Source organism: Novosphingobium sp. AAP1 (assembly GCF_001295765.1).
In the GTDB taxonomy this organism is placed as follows: domain Bacteria; phylum Pseudomonadota; class Alphaproteobacteria; order Sphingomonadales; family Sphingomonadaceae; genus Novosphingobium; species Novosphingobium capsulatum.
This window is the reverse complement of the sequence record NZ_LJHO01000005.1, coordinates 138,647-156,067: the sequence shown is the minus strand read 5'-3', so window position 1 is coordinate 156,067 and position 17,421 is coordinate 138,647. Positions and strand designations below refer to the sequence as shown.

17 protein-coding genes are annotated in these 17,421 nt (G+C 66.4%); 8 read left to right on the top strand and 9 right to left on the bottom strand.

Translation table 11 applies throughout. The annotated features are described in order from the left end of the window. Window positions 1-378: 378 nt before the first annotated feature. The 6 genes from IP65_RS12565 (at window position 379) to IP65_RS12540 (ending at window position 6,465) form a co-directional block, all read left to right on the top strand. Window positions 379-1,392, top strand: a complete 1,014-nt coding sequence (locus tag IP65_RS12565; RefSeq protein WP_043610597.1) for a sugar phosphate isomerase/epimerase — start codon at window positions 379-381, stop codon at window positions 1,390-1,392. Beyond that, window positions 1,392-1,781 carry a DUF6379 domain-containing protein gene (locus IP65_RS12560; protein ID WP_022677871.1) on the top strand — a complete coding sequence of 130 codons (390 nt, stop codon included), beginning with the start codon at window positions 1,392-1,394 and terminating at the stop codon, window positions 1,779-1,781. Before IP65_RS12565 ends, IP65_RS12560 begins: the two co-directional genes overlap by 1 nt. A 15-nt stretch (window positions 1,782-1,796) precedes the next feature. Then, the gene (locus IP65_RS12555) at window positions 1,797-2,297 is read left to right on the top strand and encodes a nuclear transport factor 2 family protein (protein ID WP_022677870.1); all 501 of its coding nucleotides are present in this window, start codon (window positions 1,797-1,799) and stop codon (window positions 2,295-2,297) included. 171 nt (window positions 2,298-2,468) lie between these two features. Next, window positions 2,469-3,572, top strand: a complete 1,104-nt coding sequence (locus IP65_RS12550; RefSeq protein WP_022677869.1) for an LLM class flavin-dependent oxidoreductase — start codon at window positions 2,469-2,471, stop codon at window positions 3,570-3,572. A 5-nt stretch (window positions 3,573-3,577) separates the two neighbouring features. Further along, complete coding sequence (locus IP65_RS12545) at window positions 3,578-4,135, top strand: NADPH-dependent FMN reductase (RefSeq protein WP_022677868.1); 558 nt, start codon at window positions 3,578-3,580, stop codon at window positions 4,133-4,135. Continuing rightward, the gene (locus tag IP65_RS12540; protein WP_054131956.1) at window positions 4,132-6,465 is read left to right on the top strand and encodes a glycoside hydrolase family 3 C-terminal domain-containing protein; all 2,334 of its coding nucleotides are present in this window, start codon (window positions 4,132-4,134) and stop codon (window positions 6,463-6,465) included. Before IP65_RS12545 ends, IP65_RS12540 begins: the two co-directional genes overlap by 4 nt. Before the next feature lie 163 nt (window positions 6,466-6,628). Here the strand turns inward: IP65_RS12540 and IP65_RS12535 are convergent, their stop codons facing one another. The 8 genes from IP65_RS12535 to IP65_RS12500 all read right to left on the bottom strand — a co-directional run bounded on the left by IP65_RS12535 (window position 6,629) and on the right by IP65_RS12500 (window position 13,323). After that, window positions 6,629-7,180 (bottom strand): ATP synthase subunit B, encoded by a 552-nt coding sequence (locus IP65_RS12535; RefSeq protein ID WP_022677866.1) that lies wholly within the window; start codon window positions 7,178-7,180, stop codon window positions 6,629-6,631. Next, window positions 7,173-7,667, bottom strand: coding sequence for a H+-transporting two-sector ATPase subunit B/B' (locus IP65_RS12530; protein WP_022677865.1), 495 nt, complete (start codon window positions 7,665-7,667; stop codon window positions 7,173-7,175). Before IP65_RS12530 ends, IP65_RS12535 begins: the two co-directional genes overlap by 8 nt. Window positions 7,668-7,753: 86 nt before the next feature. Further along, complete coding sequence (locus IP65_RS12525; RefSeq protein ID WP_022677864.1) at window positions 7,754-7,981, bottom strand: F0F1 ATP synthase subunit C; 228 nt, start codon at window positions 7,979-7,981, stop codon at window positions 7,754-7,756. Between the two features lie 59 nt (window positions 7,982-8,040). After that, complete coding sequence (locus tag IP65_RS12520; protein WP_022677863.1) at window positions 8,041-8,823, bottom strand: F0F1 ATP synthase subunit A; 783 nt, start codon at window positions 8,821-8,823, stop codon at window positions 8,041-8,043. A 91-nt stretch (window positions 8,824-8,914) separates the two neighbouring features. Then, window positions 8,915-9,232, bottom strand: a complete 318-nt coding sequence (locus tag IP65_RS12515; RefSeq protein WP_022677862.1) for an AtpZ/AtpI family protein — start codon at window positions 9,230-9,232, stop codon at window positions 8,915-8,917. 209 nt (window positions 9,233-9,441) lie between these two features. Continuing rightward, window positions 9,442-9,834, bottom strand: a complete 393-nt coding sequence (locus IP65_RS12510; RefSeq protein WP_022677861.1) for a YdbL family protein — start codon at window positions 9,832-9,834, stop codon at window positions 9,442-9,444. Window position 9,835: 1 nt separating this feature from the next. Then, the gene (locus tag IP65_RS12505; protein WP_231627680.1) at window positions 9,836-10,024 is read right to left on the bottom strand and encodes a YnbE family lipoprotein; all 189 of its coding nucleotides are present in this window, start codon (window positions 10,022-10,024) and stop codon (window positions 9,836-9,838) included. 86 nt (window positions 10,025-10,110) lie between these two features. Further along, window positions 10,111-13,323, bottom strand: coding sequence for a YdbH domain-containing protein (locus tag IP65_RS12500; protein ID WP_054131955.1), 3,213 nt, complete (start codon window positions 13,321-13,323; stop codon window positions 10,111-10,113). A 128-nt stretch (window positions 13,324-13,451) separates the two neighbouring features. On the opposite strand from IP65_RS12500, the gene radC reads away from it, so the two are divergent. Beyond that, window positions 13,452-14,201, top strand: coding sequence for a DNA repair protein RadC (gene radC / locus IP65_RS12495; protein WP_054131954.1), 750 nt, complete (start codon window positions 13,452-13,454; stop codon window positions 14,199-14,201). A 124-nt stretch (window positions 14,202-14,325) separates the two neighbouring features. On the opposite strand, the gene dapA is transcribed toward radC, so the two are convergent. Further along, a complete protein-coding gene (gene dapA, locus IP65_RS12490; protein ID WP_022674870.1) occupies window positions 14,326-15,207 on the bottom strand; it encodes a 4-hydroxy-tetrahydrodipicolinate synthase in 882 nt (293 codons plus the stop codon). Between the two features lie 167 nt (window positions 15,208-15,374). Between dapA and IP65_RS12485 the strand changes: the two genes are divergently transcribed. Continuing rightward, window positions 15,375-17,420, top strand: coding sequence for a lytic transglycosylase domain-containing protein (locus IP65_RS12485; RefSeq protein WP_082350119.1), 2,046 nt, complete (start codon window positions 15,375-15,377; stop codon window positions 17,418-17,420). The last annotated feature ends 1 nt before the right edge of the window (window position 17,421 follow it).

The following is a 17,421-nucleotide window of genomic DNA, read 5'->3' as shown; positions in this document are numbered from 1 at the left end:
GCTGGTTCTTATTATGGCGGATGGAATTTCCGGTCAAGATGGTTTGACGCAGATCAACCGCGCGGCATTTTACCGTTATTTTCCAACAGTTTGATCCATAAAAAACCACATCTTGACAGAGCGGCCGGGGAAAGCGATACGAAGATCAATAAGAACTAAAGTTCTAATTATGGCGTGGCGCCTGCCCGCCGCTGGGGAGAGCCATGATCACCACCGCCTTCGTTCCGCGCCACGCCACCGGGCCGGCCACAACGGCGCCGGCAGTGTCCCGCAGCCGCCAGCGCGCGGGCCTCGCGCCGGCCGCGCCAGTTCCATCCCGTTTCCTTTCCCAGCGTGCAGCCCGTCGCTGCCGCCCCTCCTGACGGAGCCATGAAAGCCATGTCCAAGATCCAACGGGGCGTCAGCCTCTACTCGTTTCAGGAAGAGCTCTTCCTGGGCACCATGAGCGTGGAGGACTGCATCGCGTTTGGCAGTTCGATCGGCGCCAAGGGCATCGAAATCCTGCCCGAGCAGAACATGCCCGAATTCCCCAACCTGAGCGATGCCGACGTGGCGCGCTGGCAGGACATGCTGGCCCGCCATGGCGCGCATTTCACCTGCTATGACATGTTCCTCGATACCAAGCTGCGCAAGGATCGCCCGATGAGCGATGCCGAGCAGGTGGAAAGCATCGTGCGCGACATCAAGCTGGCCAACCGGCTGGGCATTCGCAACATGCGCGTGCTGGTGTTCGTGCGGCCCGATATCCTGGCGGCCTGCGTGCCCTATGCCGAGCAGTATGACGTGCACCTGGGCGTGGAAGTGCACGCGCCGTGGCATCTCGAACATGCCTGGATCCTGCGCACGATCGACGAAGCAGACCGCCTGGGCACCCGTCACCTGGGCATCCTGCCCGATATGGGCATCTTCATGAAGCATTATCCGCCGGCCTTCCGCGCGCGCTTTGAACGCCAAGGCGCGCGGCCCGAGGTGACGCAGTTCATCGTGGACAGCCACGAGGCCAAGATCATGGCCGAATACACGATCTACGAAGTGGCCGTGAAGATGGGCGGCAACAAGGCCGAGGTGGCCATGGCCGAGACCCTGCGCCACGCGCCCTATGCCAACCCCAAGCGGATCGGCAATTACGCCCCCTATTTCCGGCACATCCAGGCCAAGTTCTATGAAATGGACGAGGACTGCACCGACCCGTCGATCGCCTATGACGAGGTCATCCCCGAACTCGTCAAGTGCGGCTGGGAAGGAACCCTGTCGAGCGAATACGAAGGCAATCGCTGGATCCAGGACGTGCACCCGGTGGACAGCCGCGAGCAGGTGCGCCGCCAGCATGTGATGTTCGAGCGCCTGATCGACCAGGCAGAAGCCGCATTCGGCGCCAAGGAGACCGTGTGATGTTCGACAAGTACCTGATCGATGCCGCCACGGTGCGCAACATCGGCCCGGCGGAGGCGCCGACCGGCTTCGCGTTCGAGGCCAAGCTGGGCTATTACCGCGGCCTGACCCTGTCGATGATCGAAGAACTGGCGATCACGCTCGATGGCGTGGAACTGCCGCGTGAAGCGGTGCAGTTCGATGAGGGCCAGGGCCCGATCACGCTGGATGCCATGGAAACCGCCTATGACCGGCGCTGGGCATTCGGCACGCCGGCCACGATCATCGTCAACCATCCCGGCGGCTTGCCGGCGGGCGAACACACCCTCGCGCTGCGTCAAAAGCTGCGCGTGTCCTACCTGCCCTTCCCCGCCTTCAACACCGACGAAAAGACGGTGCAAACGGCCTGAAAGGATAACGACGCCATGCATGCTGCCATCAAATCTGCGCTGGCCCTGGCCCTGTTCACCGGTGCGATGGCAGCATCGCATGCCGTTAACGCCAAGCCCACAGCGCCGCACCACATCGCCACGACCACCGCTGCTGCGCGCGAAACCGCCCGCAACCGGGCGATCATCACTGACTTTGCCCGCCGCTTCTATACCCTGCGGCAAGTACGCACCGCGTTCGAAGCCTATGTCGCGCCGGATTATATCCAGCACAATCCCGGGCTTGGCGATGGGCGCGAGGCGGCCATCGCGGCGCTCACACCGATGTTTTCCGACCCCGGGCACAGCTTTTCGATCCGCCACATCGTGGTCGATGGCGATCTGGCGGCGATCCACATCTTCGTTAAGCCCGACCCGGCAGCGCGCGGCGCGGCCGTTGCCGATTTCTATCGCCTGAAAGATGGAAAGATCGTCGAGCACTGGGACGTGATCCAGCCCATCCCCGAAAAGGCCGCCAACCCTCATCCGATGTTTTAATCGCCAGGCAGGCAAACGCGGCGCCGGCGCACCCCGCGCCGCCCGGAAATGCGGCTAGACAAACAATAATAATAGTTCTAATTCTAAATAGCATCAGCCGCAGCGCGATCGGGGGGCACGGGCGTGTTCCGAAAGTCCACGCCGGCTGCGCCGACTTCTTGGGGAGAGATCATGCGTTTTTCCGTGTTCCTGAATGCCCGTTCGATGAGCCCGGCCGAGGATGGCCGGTTGATCACCGACCTGATCGACCACGCCGAACAGGCCGCCGCCAACGGGTTCGAGGCGATCTTCATGCCCGACCACCACTTCAACGGCTATATGCCGGTGGCGAGCGACAGCTTCATCCTGGCCGGCTATCTCGCCGCGCGCCTGCCGCAGATGCACTTTGGCTTTTCGGTGGTCTCGGTGCCGCTGCACCATCCCGTGCGCTTTACCGAGCGCGTCAACGTGCTCGATCATCTCACCAAGGGCAAGCTGCTGGTCGGCGTCGGTTCGGGCACCACGCCCGAGGAAATGATCGGCTTCAACGTCAACTACAAGGACGCCGGCCCGCTCGCCGAAGCCAATCTTGCCGTGGCCGAGGAGCTGTGGGCCAAGCGCATGGATGATCCTGCGGTGCGGATCGACAACGGGCCCTACCAGGGCCGCGTGCTGCAACGCATCACGCCCTCGCCCTATGGCGAACAGCATGCCCGGCTGATGCCGGTGGCGATGAAGGAAAGCAGTGCCCGACGCGCCGCCCGCCATGGCTGGCCGGCCTTCATCCCCGCGTTCACCCCGCCCAAGATCGGCGGCACCGAACCGTTCACGCATGTGAAAAAGTACTTCGACATCTACAAGGGCCTGCTGCTGGAAGCCGGTCACAGCGATGACGTGGTCAAGGATGCGCTGTCGTGGACGACGCACACCTATCAGGCGGTGCACGTGGCCGAGACCGACGAGCAGGCGCGCGAGGAACTCATGGTGATCCTGCGTTCCTACCAGGACGCGATCGAGCGCGAGGCCGAATTCAACGCCCGCGCCGAAAACGATGAAGCCAATACCAAGACCGACCGCACCCCCAACGCGCTGACCGACGACTGGATCGGCACATGGTGTCTCTATGGCTCGCCCGAAACGGTGATCGAGCATCTGCGCCCCTATGCCGAACTGGGCATCGGCAACGTGCTGTGCGGCACCACCACCGGGCCGCTGACCGCCGAGCGCCTGCGCCTGGGCAAGCAGACGCTTGACCTGATGGGCAGCAAGGTCATCCCGGCCCTCAAGGGAGCGTGAACGCCATGAAGATCGTGGGGATCGGCGGAACCCTGCGCGATGGCTCCAGCACCGAACGCCTGGTGGCGGCGGTGCTGGACGCGTGCGCAAGCATGGGCGCCCAGACGCAGATGTTCGGTGGCAGCGCCTTGAAGGCCCTGCCCCATTTCAACCCGGAAAGCACCGAACGCACCACGGGCGAGCGCGCCCTGGTCGATGCCGTGCGTGATGCCGACGCGGTGGTGATCGGTTCACCCGGCTATCACGGCGGGGTATCGGGCCTGGTCAAGAACGCGATCGACCTGCTCGAAGACTTGGCGCGCGACGCACGCCCCTATTTCGATGGCCGCCCGGTCGGGCTGGTGGTGAGCGCCGCCGGCTGGCAGGCCACTGGCGTGACCCTGGCCGCGCTGCGCGGCATTACCCATGCCATGCGCGGCTGGCCCACCCCATTGGGCATTGCCGTCAACACCGTGGCGCAAAAACCATTCGCCGCCGATGGCAGCCTGGCTGATCCCGAAATCGCCGCAGCTGTTGCCATGCAGGCCCGTCAGATCATGCAATTTGCCAAAGGTGCCGCATGACGCTTTCCCTTGCCGACGCCGCCCGCCTCACGGCCGGCGCCACGATGTGGACCACCGGCGCCGTTCCCGAACGCAACGCCCGCAGCCTGATGCTGGCCGATGGCCCGATGGGCGTGGCCAGCGGCCGGGTGGACGAACGCGACGTTTCCGTGCTCACCCCCGCCCCGGTGGCGCAGGGCGCCAGCTGGGATCTCGATCTCGTGGCGCAGATGGGCGCGCTGGTGGGCAACGATGCCATCACCATGGGTGTCGATGCGCTGCTTGCACCCAACGTCAACATGGCGCGCAGCCCGCTCGCCGGGCGGGCGTTCGAATACTATTCGGAAGATCCGCTGCTTACCGGGCTGTGCGGCGCGGCCTGGGTGCGGGGCATCCAGTCCACCGGCACCGCTGCCGTGGCCAAGCACTTTGTCTGCAACGACAGCGAGACCCAGCGCGACACGATGAACTGCGTGGTGGACGATGCCACGCTGCGCCAGGTCTATCTGCTGCCATTCGAAATGGCCTGCACCGCCGGCTGCGGCGGCATCATGACCGCCTACAACCACGTCAACGGCGATTGGTGTGCCGAGGCTTCGGGCCCGCTGACCATCGTGCGCGATGAATGGGCCTATGGCGGCGTGCTGATGAGCGATTTCTTCGCCACGCATTCCACCGCTGCCACGCTCAACGCCGGGCTGGACCTGGAAATGCCCGGCCCCGCCCGCTTCCTGGGCGCCAAGGCGGAAGATGCCGTGGCCCAAGGCCTGGTCAGTGCAGACCGTGTGCAGGACGCCGCCGAACGGGTGATCCGCTTCAACCAGCGTTTTGGCGGCGCCAAGACACCCGCCACGCTCGATAGCGAGGAACTGCTCACCGCCGGCGCGGCGGCAGGCTTCGTGCTGCTGCGCAACGATGGCCTGCTGCCGCTCGCGCCGACGATCCGCACGCTGGCGGTGATCGGCCCCAATGCCACGGCGCCGTGCTATCAGGGCGGCACCTTTGCCCGCATCGCCGTGACCCCGGATGCGCTCACGCCGCTCGAAGCGATCACCGCCACGCTGGGTCAGCACATGGCGATCGTCCACGAACCGGGCGTCGACCCCCAGCCACGCCTTCCCGCCATGCCGGTGACCCCGGCGCTGGACCTCGGTGATGGCTGCACGACCGGCCTGACCGTGGAATACTTCGCCGGACACGATCTGACGGCGCCGCCACTTTCGCGTGAGACGCGGGCGACCAATTCGCTGGTGTGGTTCCATGGCGTGCACGATCAGGGTCGCTTCAACGAGACCGGCGCCGTGCGTGCCAGCGGCTGGTATGTCGCGTCTGGCGATGGCGCGCATCGCTTCTATGCCGGGGCAACCGGCCCAGTGGTGCTCAAGGTCGATGGCGTCGAAATCATCCGCCGCGATGTCCAGCCGGCGGCGTCCGACATCATGGGCGTGCTCAAGGCCGGCGATGCCGACGAAGGCGTGGTGACGCTCCGCGCCGGGCAGCGCGTGCTGGTCGAAGTGGAACTGCGTTACGCCCCGGCCCGCGTGCAAGGCCTATGGTATGGCGTGCGGGCGCCCGATACGCCCGATGCCATGCTCGCCCGCGCCATTGCCGCGGCAGCCCAGGCCGATGCCGTGGTGCTGATGCTGGGCGAAACCGCCGATGCCAGCGTGGAAAGCAAGGACCGCAGCGATACCCGGCTCGATCCGGCGCAGTTGCACCTGGCCCAGGCCGTGCGCGCGGCCAATCCGCGCACGGCGATCGTTGTCAACGTCGGCCACGCGTTTGACGCCAGCTTTGCCACGGATGCCGCCGCGTTGCTGGTGGCCTGGTATCCGGGGCAGAACTTCGGCAAGGCCCTGGCCGACGTGCTGATCGGCACGCGCGAACCCGGTGGCCGCCTGCCGATGACCCTGGCGGCGCAAGAGGCCGATTATCCCGCCTATGGCCTGACGCCTGATGACGGGGGTGACCTGCGCTATGATGACGGGTTGCTGGTTGGCTATCGCGGCTTCAAGGCGCAGGGCAAGGCCGCGCTGTTTCCGCTTGGTGCCGGCATGGGCTATACCAGCTTTGCCCTGGGCGAGGCCCGCGTCGCCGATGGCCGGATCGTGGTGGAGGTGACCAACACCGGCACCCGCGCCGGCAGCGAGGTGATCCAGGCCTATCTGGCGCAAAGCCCCTATGCCCTGGTCGGCTTTGCCAAGCTGCACCTGGCGCCGGGCGAAAGCGCGACCGCCACGATCGAGCCCAGCCCCTATATCCTGCGCAGCGTGCCGGGCAGCGATGCCGTGCCGCTGGTGATAGGGCGCAACGCACAGGACGCCGCTGTCACGCTACGCCTGCCGCGCTAGGCACAGCCAGCAGCGGCAGCAGATAGGCCCGGAATGCCCATGTGGCGTTCCGGGCCTTTTGCCGTGGTGCCCATCCGCGCCAAGGCGCTTTCAAGGCGGACGCAAAAAGGCCCCGTCCGGTTTCCCGGCGGGGCCTTGTTTGATGCGCCTGGCGCAGGACTGCTTAGTGGGTCAGTCCGGCAATCGCGTTGTCGACCAGCGCGCGGTCAGCATCGGCGCCGTGGCGGGCGGCGATGATCTGGCCAGCCGCCGAAGCAGCAGCGGCAGCGGCCGTGGCGCGCAGATCGTCAACCGCGGCCCGTTCGGCAGCGGCGATCTTGTCCGAAGCCATCTTCTCGCGGCGGGCAATGACCTCGCGGGTATCGGCTTCGGCCTTGGCCACGATCGCGGCGGATTCGGTGCGCGCATGCTCGAGCATGGCGGCCGCGTCCTTTTCCGCGTTGGCGATGCGTGCGGCGTATTCGGCGCGCAGCGCTTCGGCTTCGGCACGCAGCGCCTTGGCATCGGCCAGTTCGCGGCGGATCGCGGCGATCTGGTTGTCGAGGCCCTTGGTGATCGTGCCAGGCACCTTCTTCCACGCCAGGATCAGCAGGAAGACGAACATGGCAGCGGCAACGATCGCGCCGGCACCGATGCCGTGGATGGTGGGTTCGGCTGCTTCATGGCCGCCGGCGTGCTGTTCGACCGTGGCGGTCGTGGCGGTCGCGTTAGCCATGAGCGAGCACTCCCTGCACCGCACCGCGCGCGTCTTCGGCCGAAACCGAAAGGCCCGCCAGGCGGCTGACGATATCCTGCGCGGCCTGGGCGGCCACGTCTTGCACTTCCCCCTGCGCGGCGGCGCGGGCGGCGGCAATGCGCGCCTCTGCTGCGGCAGTGGTTTCCTCGATCCGCGCCGATGCGGCATCGAGAGCAGCCTGCGTGTTGCGGGCAGCCTCGGCCTTGGCGGCGGCGATCAGGTCATGCGCCTGGGCGCGCTGTTTGCCTTCGGCAATGCGCCAGGCCTGTTCTTCGGCGTCGGCGGCGGCCCGGGCGGCTTCTGCCGCGCCAAGATCGTCGGCGATCTGCTTGTTGCGCTGGTCGATCGTCGACACCACGCCCGGGAGCATGCCCCGGCCGATGACGAAGAAGACCAGGCCAAAGCACACCAGCAGCCAGAAGATCTGGCTGGCATAGGTAGCGGCGAGTTGGGCTATCTGGGGCATCGCGTTGGTCCGCGCTTCCTGTCTGTCGTTCTGGCCGGCCGGGGGTCACCCCGGCCGGATGTCAATCAATGGTCCGCTTCGCTGCCTCAGGCAACGAAGATCAGGATCATCGCGACGACGAACGAGAGCAGGCCCAGAAGTTCGGCGGCGGCGAAGCCGATGAACAGACGGCCCTGCTGGCCATCAGCGGCGCCCGGATTGCGCAGCGCGCCTTCGAGGAACTTGGCGAAGACGTTGCCCACGCCCAGCGAGGCCAGACCGGCGCCGATGGCAGCGAGACCAGCGCCGAGAAGCTTTGCGCTCTGTGCGTCCATGATAAAAACTCCCTCTTTGTCGTAAACCGGTGTGAAGCGGTATCAGGTGGTGGTGACGGTCAGTGAAGGTTTTCCGCGTCGTTGAGATAGACGCAGGTAAGCAGGGCAAAAACGTAGGCCTGGATGCCGGCAACCAGCAGTTCCAGGGCGCAGATGCCGATCATCAGCAGGAAGCTGGGCACGCCGGCCAGGAAGAAGGTGCCCACGCCCGCATTGGTGCCCGAGATGACGAAGCCCGAGAGCACTTCGAGGAGCACGTGGCCGGCCATCATCGCGACGAACAGTCGCAGGCCAAGCGAGAACGGGCGCACCAGGAACGAGATCAGCTCGATCGGGAAGATCACCGGCACCATCACCGCCGGCGTGCCATGCGGCACGAACAGCGAGAAGAAGTGGAAGCCGTGCTTGGCAAAGCCCACGATCAGCACGATCGCAAAGCTCATGATCGCCAGCACACCGGTCACGGTAAAGTGGCTGGTGGCGGTAAAGGGATGGATGCCGACCAGGGCCAGCGGCAGCAGGCCGAGCAGGTTGGCAAACAGGATGAACGTGAACAGCGAGAACACGTAAGGCAGGTACTTGCGGCCCGCGTCACCGATGTTGGACTGCAGCAGCGTGTCGACAAAGCCGGTCAGCCCTTCGACAGCCATCTGCCAGCGGCCCGGAACCTGGGCCTTCTTGGCGCCACCACCCACGAACACGATCAGCACCAGGGTGGTGATGACCATCCACAGCGCCGAGTTGGTGAAAGCAATGTTATGACCGGCAATCGCCCAATGATCGGTGCCAAACAGCGGCTCGATCGTAAATTGGTGTACCGGATCGACCTTTCCTTCGGCCACAGTGCTTGTCCCCGTTACGCGCAAAAACACCAAGGCGCCCCCTGCTCCGGCCAGTGTAATGGCCGGAAACCCATCGGATGCAAAGACCCGATCAGGAACGCCCGTTCGAGATCCTGATGATATTGCGGAAGGCCACGCCCATCCCCACAAACAGCATCACCAGAAGCCCCCATGGTCGCGTTCCGGCAAACTGGTCGATGACCCAGCCAATGAACGCGCCGCCCGCAAGCCCGCCGATCAGGTCGGCCAAGACCCGGTTGCCCATGCGATAGTTCGCGTCGGACTTTGCCTGGTCTGGCGTTGGCCTGCGCACCTGTTCCTTCTGGCGTGCAGCATCAAGCCGCGCGTTCAGGTTGGAAAGGCGTGCATCCTCACCGATGGGCTCTGCGTCGGTCTGTTCGTCACTCATGCCATGCTCCGCCAAAGGATCGGACAGGGTATGTCCGTTCACCCAACAGGGCATATCATGCGCAACGGCATCCCGCCGAGGGCGCCTGCCCCTTAGGCGGGGGGTTTTCCCGAGTCAACCGCCGTGCGCCGAACTTGCCACAGTTGCACGCATACGTTTGCGTCAATCTTGCGACATACCAATCGCAAGGCACTGGAAAGACGATGTTTTCACAGACAGCGCGAATCCCGCTGCGGCGGCGCGCTGGTGCGGGTCTGCCAGGTACCATTGGGCGCCTGATACTTCTCGCCAGGCTGGGTCTGGGCAATCAGCAGACAGCCCGAGGTAAAGGCATATTCCTCCACCGTCGCCTTCTGGGCCTGGGCCTTTTCGGAATAGACCGCGCGGCGCTTGAGATTGATATCCTCGACCACCGCCTTGAGCGCGGGGCTCGGCGGGGTGACATAGCCGAGATAGCCATCCATCTTCTCGCCCACCTGGCCGGCGGAACGCGCGGCGGCATAGGCCGGATCGCGCTGCGCCAGCGCGGCCACGGGGGCGATCGCCAGCGGCAAAGCCACGGCGGCGGCAATGAGGGCGGAAAAAGCAGTGGTGCGTGCCATCTCAGAAGATGTCCTTGTTCTTGTCGATCGTCTGGCTGGCATCCCCGGCCAGGCGATAGACGACTTCCTGCTTGATATTGATATTCAGCTCGATGACGATCGGCTTGTCTGGCGCCTTGACCGATATGCATCCGCACAGCGTTGCGGCAAACCCTGCCAGCGCGCCTGCGGCCAGAACCTTGCGCCTCACGTCAGCACCCCCCTTTTGGCCGTTGCACCCGGCAATCGTTGCAGTGCCATGATGCACGGTCAAGAGAGGGCAGTGCGATTTGCGGCTCATGGCATGTTTCCACTTGCTGAAGGCTGAATGGCGGGCTGGCCGGCCGGCGAGGCGGCCGATGCTGGCGTGCGTGGCACGACGCGCCCCTTGGCATCGAGCAGGCCCACGGTGCGGGGATCGGCCACAACCGAGGGGTCATACATCGACTTGTAGGTGCCCAGCAGGCTGTAGAACGGCGCCCGGACGTTGAGATTGAACTGGATCGGCAGACCTTCGATCTGGCGCGTGAAGAAGTTGCGGCTGGCCCCTGCCCCCTGGCTCACCCCGCCGAACTGCACCTGCGTAACGAAATCGCCGGCGATATCGCCGCGCAGCGCTATGGTCATGTGCTTGTAGTTCAACGACCGCAGCGCCTGGAATGCATAGTTGGCCATGAACGAGAGGTCTTTGTAGGTCAGCGCGCCGACATACGAGACATTGCCGCCCCCGCGCGAGGCCAGCGCGCCGCCGACGATGTGCCCGCCCGTGGCATCGAACACCACCGGCAGGCGCCCATCGAACGTGCCGGTGGCCGAAATGTTGGCCATTTCCATGTGCGAGACAAACTGCGCCGCATCCAGCCCTTCGATCACCAGAGCAAAGCGGCGTTCCTCGGCCAGGGCAAAGCGCAGCGTGGTCGGCTCGAGCGACAGGCGCCCGCCCATGAACGGCCACTGCGCGCCGTTGAGCTGCACCACCTGGCCCGCCTTGAGCTGCAGATCGACCTTGCCGTCGGTCACTTCCACACCGGGATTGATCGAGGCCACCTTGAGAATCTGGTGCGGGGCGGTTTCCATCGCCAGCAGGTCGGTAAAGTCCAGCGTGCCGGAAAGGCCCTTCACCGGGCCGAACGCAGCGGCAAAATCCAGGCCCTGGCTGCCGAATCGGCCAGACGAGGTAACCTTGTCGCCCTGCCAGTCGATCCGCCCCTTGCCGGTGATCGCGCCATTGGCATTGGCGATCAGGCCCAGCGCCAGCGGCGTCAACTGCGCGGGCTGGAGATCCTTGTCGAACACCAGCTTGTCCACCACCAGATCGGCATGGCCGGTGGCGCGGGCCAGGTCATGGTCGACATTGACGGTGGTGACCGGGCGGCCGCTGCGTGCATCGCGCAGCACGGCTTGCGCGGCGATTCGCCCGTCGGCCAGGGTCAGCGTGGCATCGCGCGCGGCCAGCTTGGCAAAGCGGGCCGGGCTGGCGCGATCGGTCAGGTCAAACACGGTGTTGGCCAGGGCCAACTTGCCATCGGCAAAGCGCCAGGTTCCGTTGGCGCCCGTGATATCAAGCGGCACGGCGGCCATGCGCGCCTCAACGCCGGCAAAGCTGCCGGTGAAATCCTTGCCCAGCCGCGCGGTAAGGTCGGCCAGGGTCAGGCGGGTGGCGGTGGCCTCTGGTCCCAGCGCCACGTTGACGCCGCGCGCGGTGAGCGTGCCGGGCCAGGCCAGGCCCACGGCCCCGGTTTCCAGGCGCAGCGGGGTTTCGCCCATGCGCCCGGTCATGCGCAAGGCCGATGTGCCCAGCGCCACGCGCAGCGGCGTGCTTCCGGCAGAAACGATCGCCTGCCCGCCCACCGGGCACACCGTGAGCGTCTGCCCGTCGATCGCCATCTGGCCCAGCTCCAGCGAATCGAACGCGGGCTGAATGCAGCGCCGCCACAGCGCCAGCGCGCCATGGCGGCCATAGGCGCCGTTGATCGGCAGGCGCAGGTTCTCCACCCGCCCGCCGGGAATGGCGCCAGTCAGGCGAGTCTGCCCCGAAAAGCCCAGCGCGCCGTCGGGCATCTGCACCACGACCAGTTCCGGCACGGCCAGGTGCCCGCCACCCACGGCATAGTCCGCCATGGTCAGGTGAAACTGCGCGCCGGTGTTGCCCAGCCGCTCCATCGTGCCCGACAGGCGCGGCAGGCCATTGCCTCCGGTCACGAAATTGCCGGCAAAGCGGGGCGTCGCCGCGCTGCTGCCAAACACGCGCACCTTGTTGAGGCCGAGCAGCGCCTGCCCGCTGCCGCCGCGCAACGCGCCTTGAGCCACGACCACGTCCCAGGCGCCATCATGGCCGTGGCGCAGCGTAAGATCGGCGGCAAAGCGGCTGCCGCGCTCTTCCTCGTGCAGGCGGCGGCGCACCTGTGCCACCATCGGGGCGGCCAGCGTGCCAGACACCGCGGCCTGGGCCGAGGCGAGCGCCTGGTCGAGCATCGGCCCACGGCGCAACCCGCGCGCATCGATCGTGCCGCGAAATTCGGCATCGGGCACGCCGCCTGCAGCCGCCGCCGGCCGCGCCTTGACCAGGCCATCCAGTTCCAGCAGGCCCACCCCGCCCTGCGCGGTGCGCACGCCGCCGGCCGTCGCCGCCACGCGCCCGCGCAGCGCGCCGCCGCGCCAGGCCAATGCCGTATCGAGGCCCAATGTTTCGCCAGAGACGGCGCCGGCGCGAAAGGCGCTGGAGCGCAACTGCCCCTTGACGCTCAGCCCGGCAAGATCGCGATCGGCCAGCGCATCGAGATTGAGGTCAGCACCGCGCACCGCCAGGCCGGCGCTGCCACAGGCCAGGTTGGCCACACGCACCGGGCCGACAAAGCGCGGCTGTTCGTTGCGGATCGTCACGCGGCCAAACGCGGTTGCCCGCCCGGTGCTGCAGGCGCCCAGCGCCAGGCGCGGCGCCACCGCCGCCAGCGTGCCGGCAAACCCGTCGCGCAAGGCCCCCGCCCCGTCGGCCTTGAACGCCACCCGCCCCTGATCGGCATCGACCAAGCCGCGCCCATCGATGATCGTCAGCCGCCAATCGGGCAGGCGAAACGGTTGCTTGGAGGAAGACGGCGCATAGATCACCTTGTCGAGCGCGCCAAAGCTCGCGCGCCCACCATGGACCGTGCCATAGAGCCGCGGCCGCACCAGCGTGACCTGGCCAATGCGCGGACCGGTCAGGCTCCACGCCAGGCTCAATTCGGCCCGCTCGATCACCAGATCGGGGCGCGCCGGATCACCCACCACCACATTGGCGAGCACTTCACGGCCAGGCCCGATCGACACGATGGTATAGCGCGCCGGCAGGCCCAGCGCCGCCAGTTCGCGCGCGATTACGCCATCGGCGATGCGGTTGCGCGCCAGCCACAGGCCGCCACCCGCCACCAGCACCGCCGCGCCGGTGGCCCACAGTGCCACACGCCAATGCCGCCGCCGCCCTTTGGGCACCGGACCATCGGGTTCCGCCAAATCGGTCGTATCCGCCATTCGCCCCCTTCTTGCGCATGGCCCGCGCTTGGGCAATGCAAATCGCCGTAACATTCTTCCCGCCAACGCGTGCCGGTCGGTCCGGTGCCGTGCTTTTTGCGCCCACACCTTCTTGCCCGCACGAGGTCATGCCGGACGAACCCCGACTCTTTCCTGAACGATCGGCGCCCACGGCCGATCTCGTGCCGGATCGGGTGCGCGAGGCGGCGCACGATCCATCCGGCCACCGCGCCCGCCTGCGCCGCCGCCTGCTGAGCGGCAGCGACGATGCCCTGGCCGATCACGAGGTGATCGAGGCCCTGCTGATGACCGTGATCCCGCGCATGGACGTAAAGCCGCTGGCGCGCATGCTGCTGCAGCGCTTCGGCTCGTTGCCCGGCGTGTTCAACGCCGATCCGCGCGCGTTGCAGGCGGTGCCCGGCATCAAGGAGGCCGCCGCTGCCGCGCTGCGCATCGCCGGCGTTGCCGCGCGGCGCCTGGCCCGCGCGCAAGTGCAGGAAATGCCCGTGCTTTCCAGCTGGCAGGCACTGATCGACTATCTCACCATCGACATGGCGCACCTGAACCACGAACGCGTGCGCGTGCTCTATCTCAACACCCAGAACCGCCTGCTGCTCGACCAGATCGTGAGTGATGGCACGCTGGACGAAAGCGCGATCTACACGCGCGAGATCATTGCCAAGGCCCTGGCAATCGGCGCGGCCGCGCTGATCCTGGTGCACAACCATCCCTCGGGCAGCACCCAGCCGAGCCGCGCCGACATTCAGATCACCCACAAGATCATGGAGGCCGCGCGGCTTTTGGGCGTGACCGTGCACGATCACGTGATCATCGGCCGCGAAGGCCACACCTCGCTCAAGGCCAAAGGCTTGATCTGAAAAGAAACTCCCCCTCCTCTTCAGAGGAGGGGGTCGGGGGGTGGTGGAAAAATGGCGTAAGGGCCAGCACCACCCCCGGCCCCTCCTCTGACGAGGAGGGGAGAAATTACTTCAATCCAGCCGCTTACACCAGGCCAGCATGCTCCAGCGCGGCATCCACCGCCTGGCGCGCGGCGTCGCTGCACGGAACCATCGGCAGGCGCAGTTCCTCGCCCATCCATTCGTGCACGCGCGACAGCGCATACTTGACCGGCCCCGGCGAGGCATCTTCGAACATGGCGTAGTGCAGCGGATAGAGCTTGTCGTTCAACTCGCGCGCCAGGGCGAGGTCGTTGGCCGCGCAGGCCGCCTGGAATTCGGCGCAGAGCTTGGGCGCGACATTCGCCGTCACCGAAATGCAGCCCACCGCCCCGGCGGCATTGGCCGGCAGGGCCAGTTCATCATCGCCCGAAAGCTGGCAGAAATGCTTGCCGATACCCATGCGGTGGTCGGTCACGCGCGAAAGATCGCCACTGGCGTCCTTGATGCCGACGATCTTGTCGGGATAGCGCTTGGCCAACTCGCACACCGTTTCGGGCAGGATGTCGGTCACCGTGCGGCCCGGAACGTTGTAAAGAATGATCGGCAGGTCGTTGTTTTCCGCCAGATAGCTGAAATGCGCGATCAGGCCGGCCTGGCTCGGGCGGTTGTAATAGGGCGCCACGCACAGCGCCGCCTGGGCGCCGCACTTCTTGGAAAAGGTCATGTGCAGCAGCGCGTTCATCGTGTCGTTGCTGCCGCACCCGGCGATCACCGGCACGCGGCCGGCGGCCTGTTCCACGCACAGCTCGATCACGCGGTGGTGCTCGGCGTTCGACAGGGTCGATGCTTCACCGGTGGTGCCACAGGGCACCAGCGCGGACGAACCGTTTTCGATCTGCCAGTCGACCAGACGGCGAAATGCTTTCTCGTCAACGGCTCCATCGCGAAACGGTGTCACCAATGCCGGAATGGAGCCGGAAAACATGGACATTATCCCTCGTCTTGTCGCACAATGCGGTTCTGGGCAGGTCTCGACGCTTGCCGTGGGGCGCTTACCCCGGCAAATATGGGTCCGTCAAACATCGGCCCAGCAAACTTTGCTTTGCCACGGCAAAAAGACATTCAGCGCCGGATAAGGAGGCCACAACGACGATGTCCACCATGGACATGCCCCGAATCCCCGTCTCCCACGCCCTGCGCAATGGCTTGTGTGGGCTGGCCGCGCTGGTGGCGCTGTCAATGCCCACGCACGCCAGCGATGCCGGGCCCGACACGGATGGCAGCGCCTGGGACCGCGCCCGCGCGCAACTGGTCGCCGGGCAGCAGGGGCCGATGGCCCTGGCCATATCGCGCTGGGAACTGCTCACTTCTTCCAACCGCTTTGCCTTTTCCGATTATGCCGGCTTCCTGCTGACCTACCCGGGTTTCCCCGAGGAAGAGCGCCTGCGCCGCTATGCCGAAGGCGCGCTCGATCGCGAGGTTGGCGCGGGCGGCGGTGGCGACGTGCGCGCCACGGTGGCCTATTTCGATCGGCAGCCGCCGCTGACCAATCCCGGCCGCGCGCGCTATGCCTTGGCGCTCAAGGCGCTAGGCCGGCCCGATGCCGATGCCATGGCCAAGGCCGCCTGGCGCGGCGGGCCGATGAACGATGCCGACGAGGCCGCGATCCAGGCGACCTGGGGCGCCACGTTCACGCCCGACGATGCCGATGCGCGGATGGACGCGCTGCTGTGGGCCGGCGCCACCGATCAGGCCAACCGCGCCTTTGCCGCCGTCTCTCCGCAGCGGCGCGGCATCGATGGCGCGCGGCTGATGGCGCTGCAAGGGCTCGATCCCTTTGCCGCGGCCGCCGGCACCCCGGCCGACCAGCTCAACAGCGATCCGGGCTTTCTCTATGCCCGCGCGCGCGAATTGCGCAAACAGGGCCAGGGCATTGCCGCGCAGGCGCTGCTCGCCAACCGCCCGCTGCTGCGCGCCCGCCCGCTGCTGCGTGGCAAGTGGATCGATGAACTGCTCGCCAATGCGCAAGGCGCGGCATCGATGGGCGATGCACGCAGCGCCGTGGCCATTGCCCGCGGCGTGGACGATGCCTTTGCCCCTGGCGAAGATATCAGCCAGATGCCGTACGATCTGCGCGATGACTACACCTCGCTGGTGTGGCTGGGCGGCACGCAATCGCTGTGGCGCCTGGGCGATGGCGCCGGCGCGGCTCCGCTGTTCTGGCGCTATGGCAACGCGGCGCAAACCCCCGGCACCAAGGCCAAGGGCTATTACTGGGCCGGCCGCGCCGCCACGCAGGCCGGGCTGACCGGCGATGCGCAGCGCTATTTCGCCATGGCCGCGCGCTATGCCGATCAGTTCTATGGCCTGCTTGCACTGGAACGGCTGGGCCAGCCGGTGCCCAACTTTGCCTATGATTCGCGCGCCATGCCCACGGCAGAGGAGCACGCCCGCTTCAACGCCAGCCCGCTCACGCTCGCCGTGCGCGAAGTGGCGCGCAGCGGGCAATGGCGCACCACCGTGCGCTTTTTCAAGGAAATCGCCGCCCAGCAGCAGACCGAAGGCCAGCACATGCTGGTAGCCGAACTGGCGCGCGAGCTGGGCCGACGCGATCTGGGCGTGATCGTTGGCCAGGCGGCAGGCGCGCGCGGTTATCTCGATTTCCAGCACATCGCCTTTCCGCTGATCCCGGTGCCGCCGGGGACCGAGCAATCCTGGACGATGATCCACGCCATCACCCGGCAGGAAAGCCAGTTTGCCCAGAACGCGATGAGCCACGCGGGCGCGCGCGGGCTGATGCAGTTGATGCCGTCGACCGCCAACGAGCAGGCGGGCAAGCTGGGCCTCGCTTATTCCGCGCAGTCGCTGACCGATGACGCCGGGTTCAACCTGATGCTGGGCAGCGCCTTTTTCGGCCGGCTGATGGATATCTATGGCGGCTCCACCCCGCTGGCCGTGGCCGCCTACAATGCCGGGCCGGGCAACGTGAACAAGTGGCTGCGCGCCAATGGCGATCCGCGCACCGGCGCGGTGGAATGGGTGGACTGGATCGAGCGCATTCCCCTGTCGGAAACCCGCAACTATGTGCAGCGCGTGCTGGAAAACGCCGTGGTCTATGACGCGATGAATCCCGACAAGGCCGAATGGCACGGGCCCAATCCGATGAGCCACATCCTGGGCAAGCCGACGCCGGGTTGAG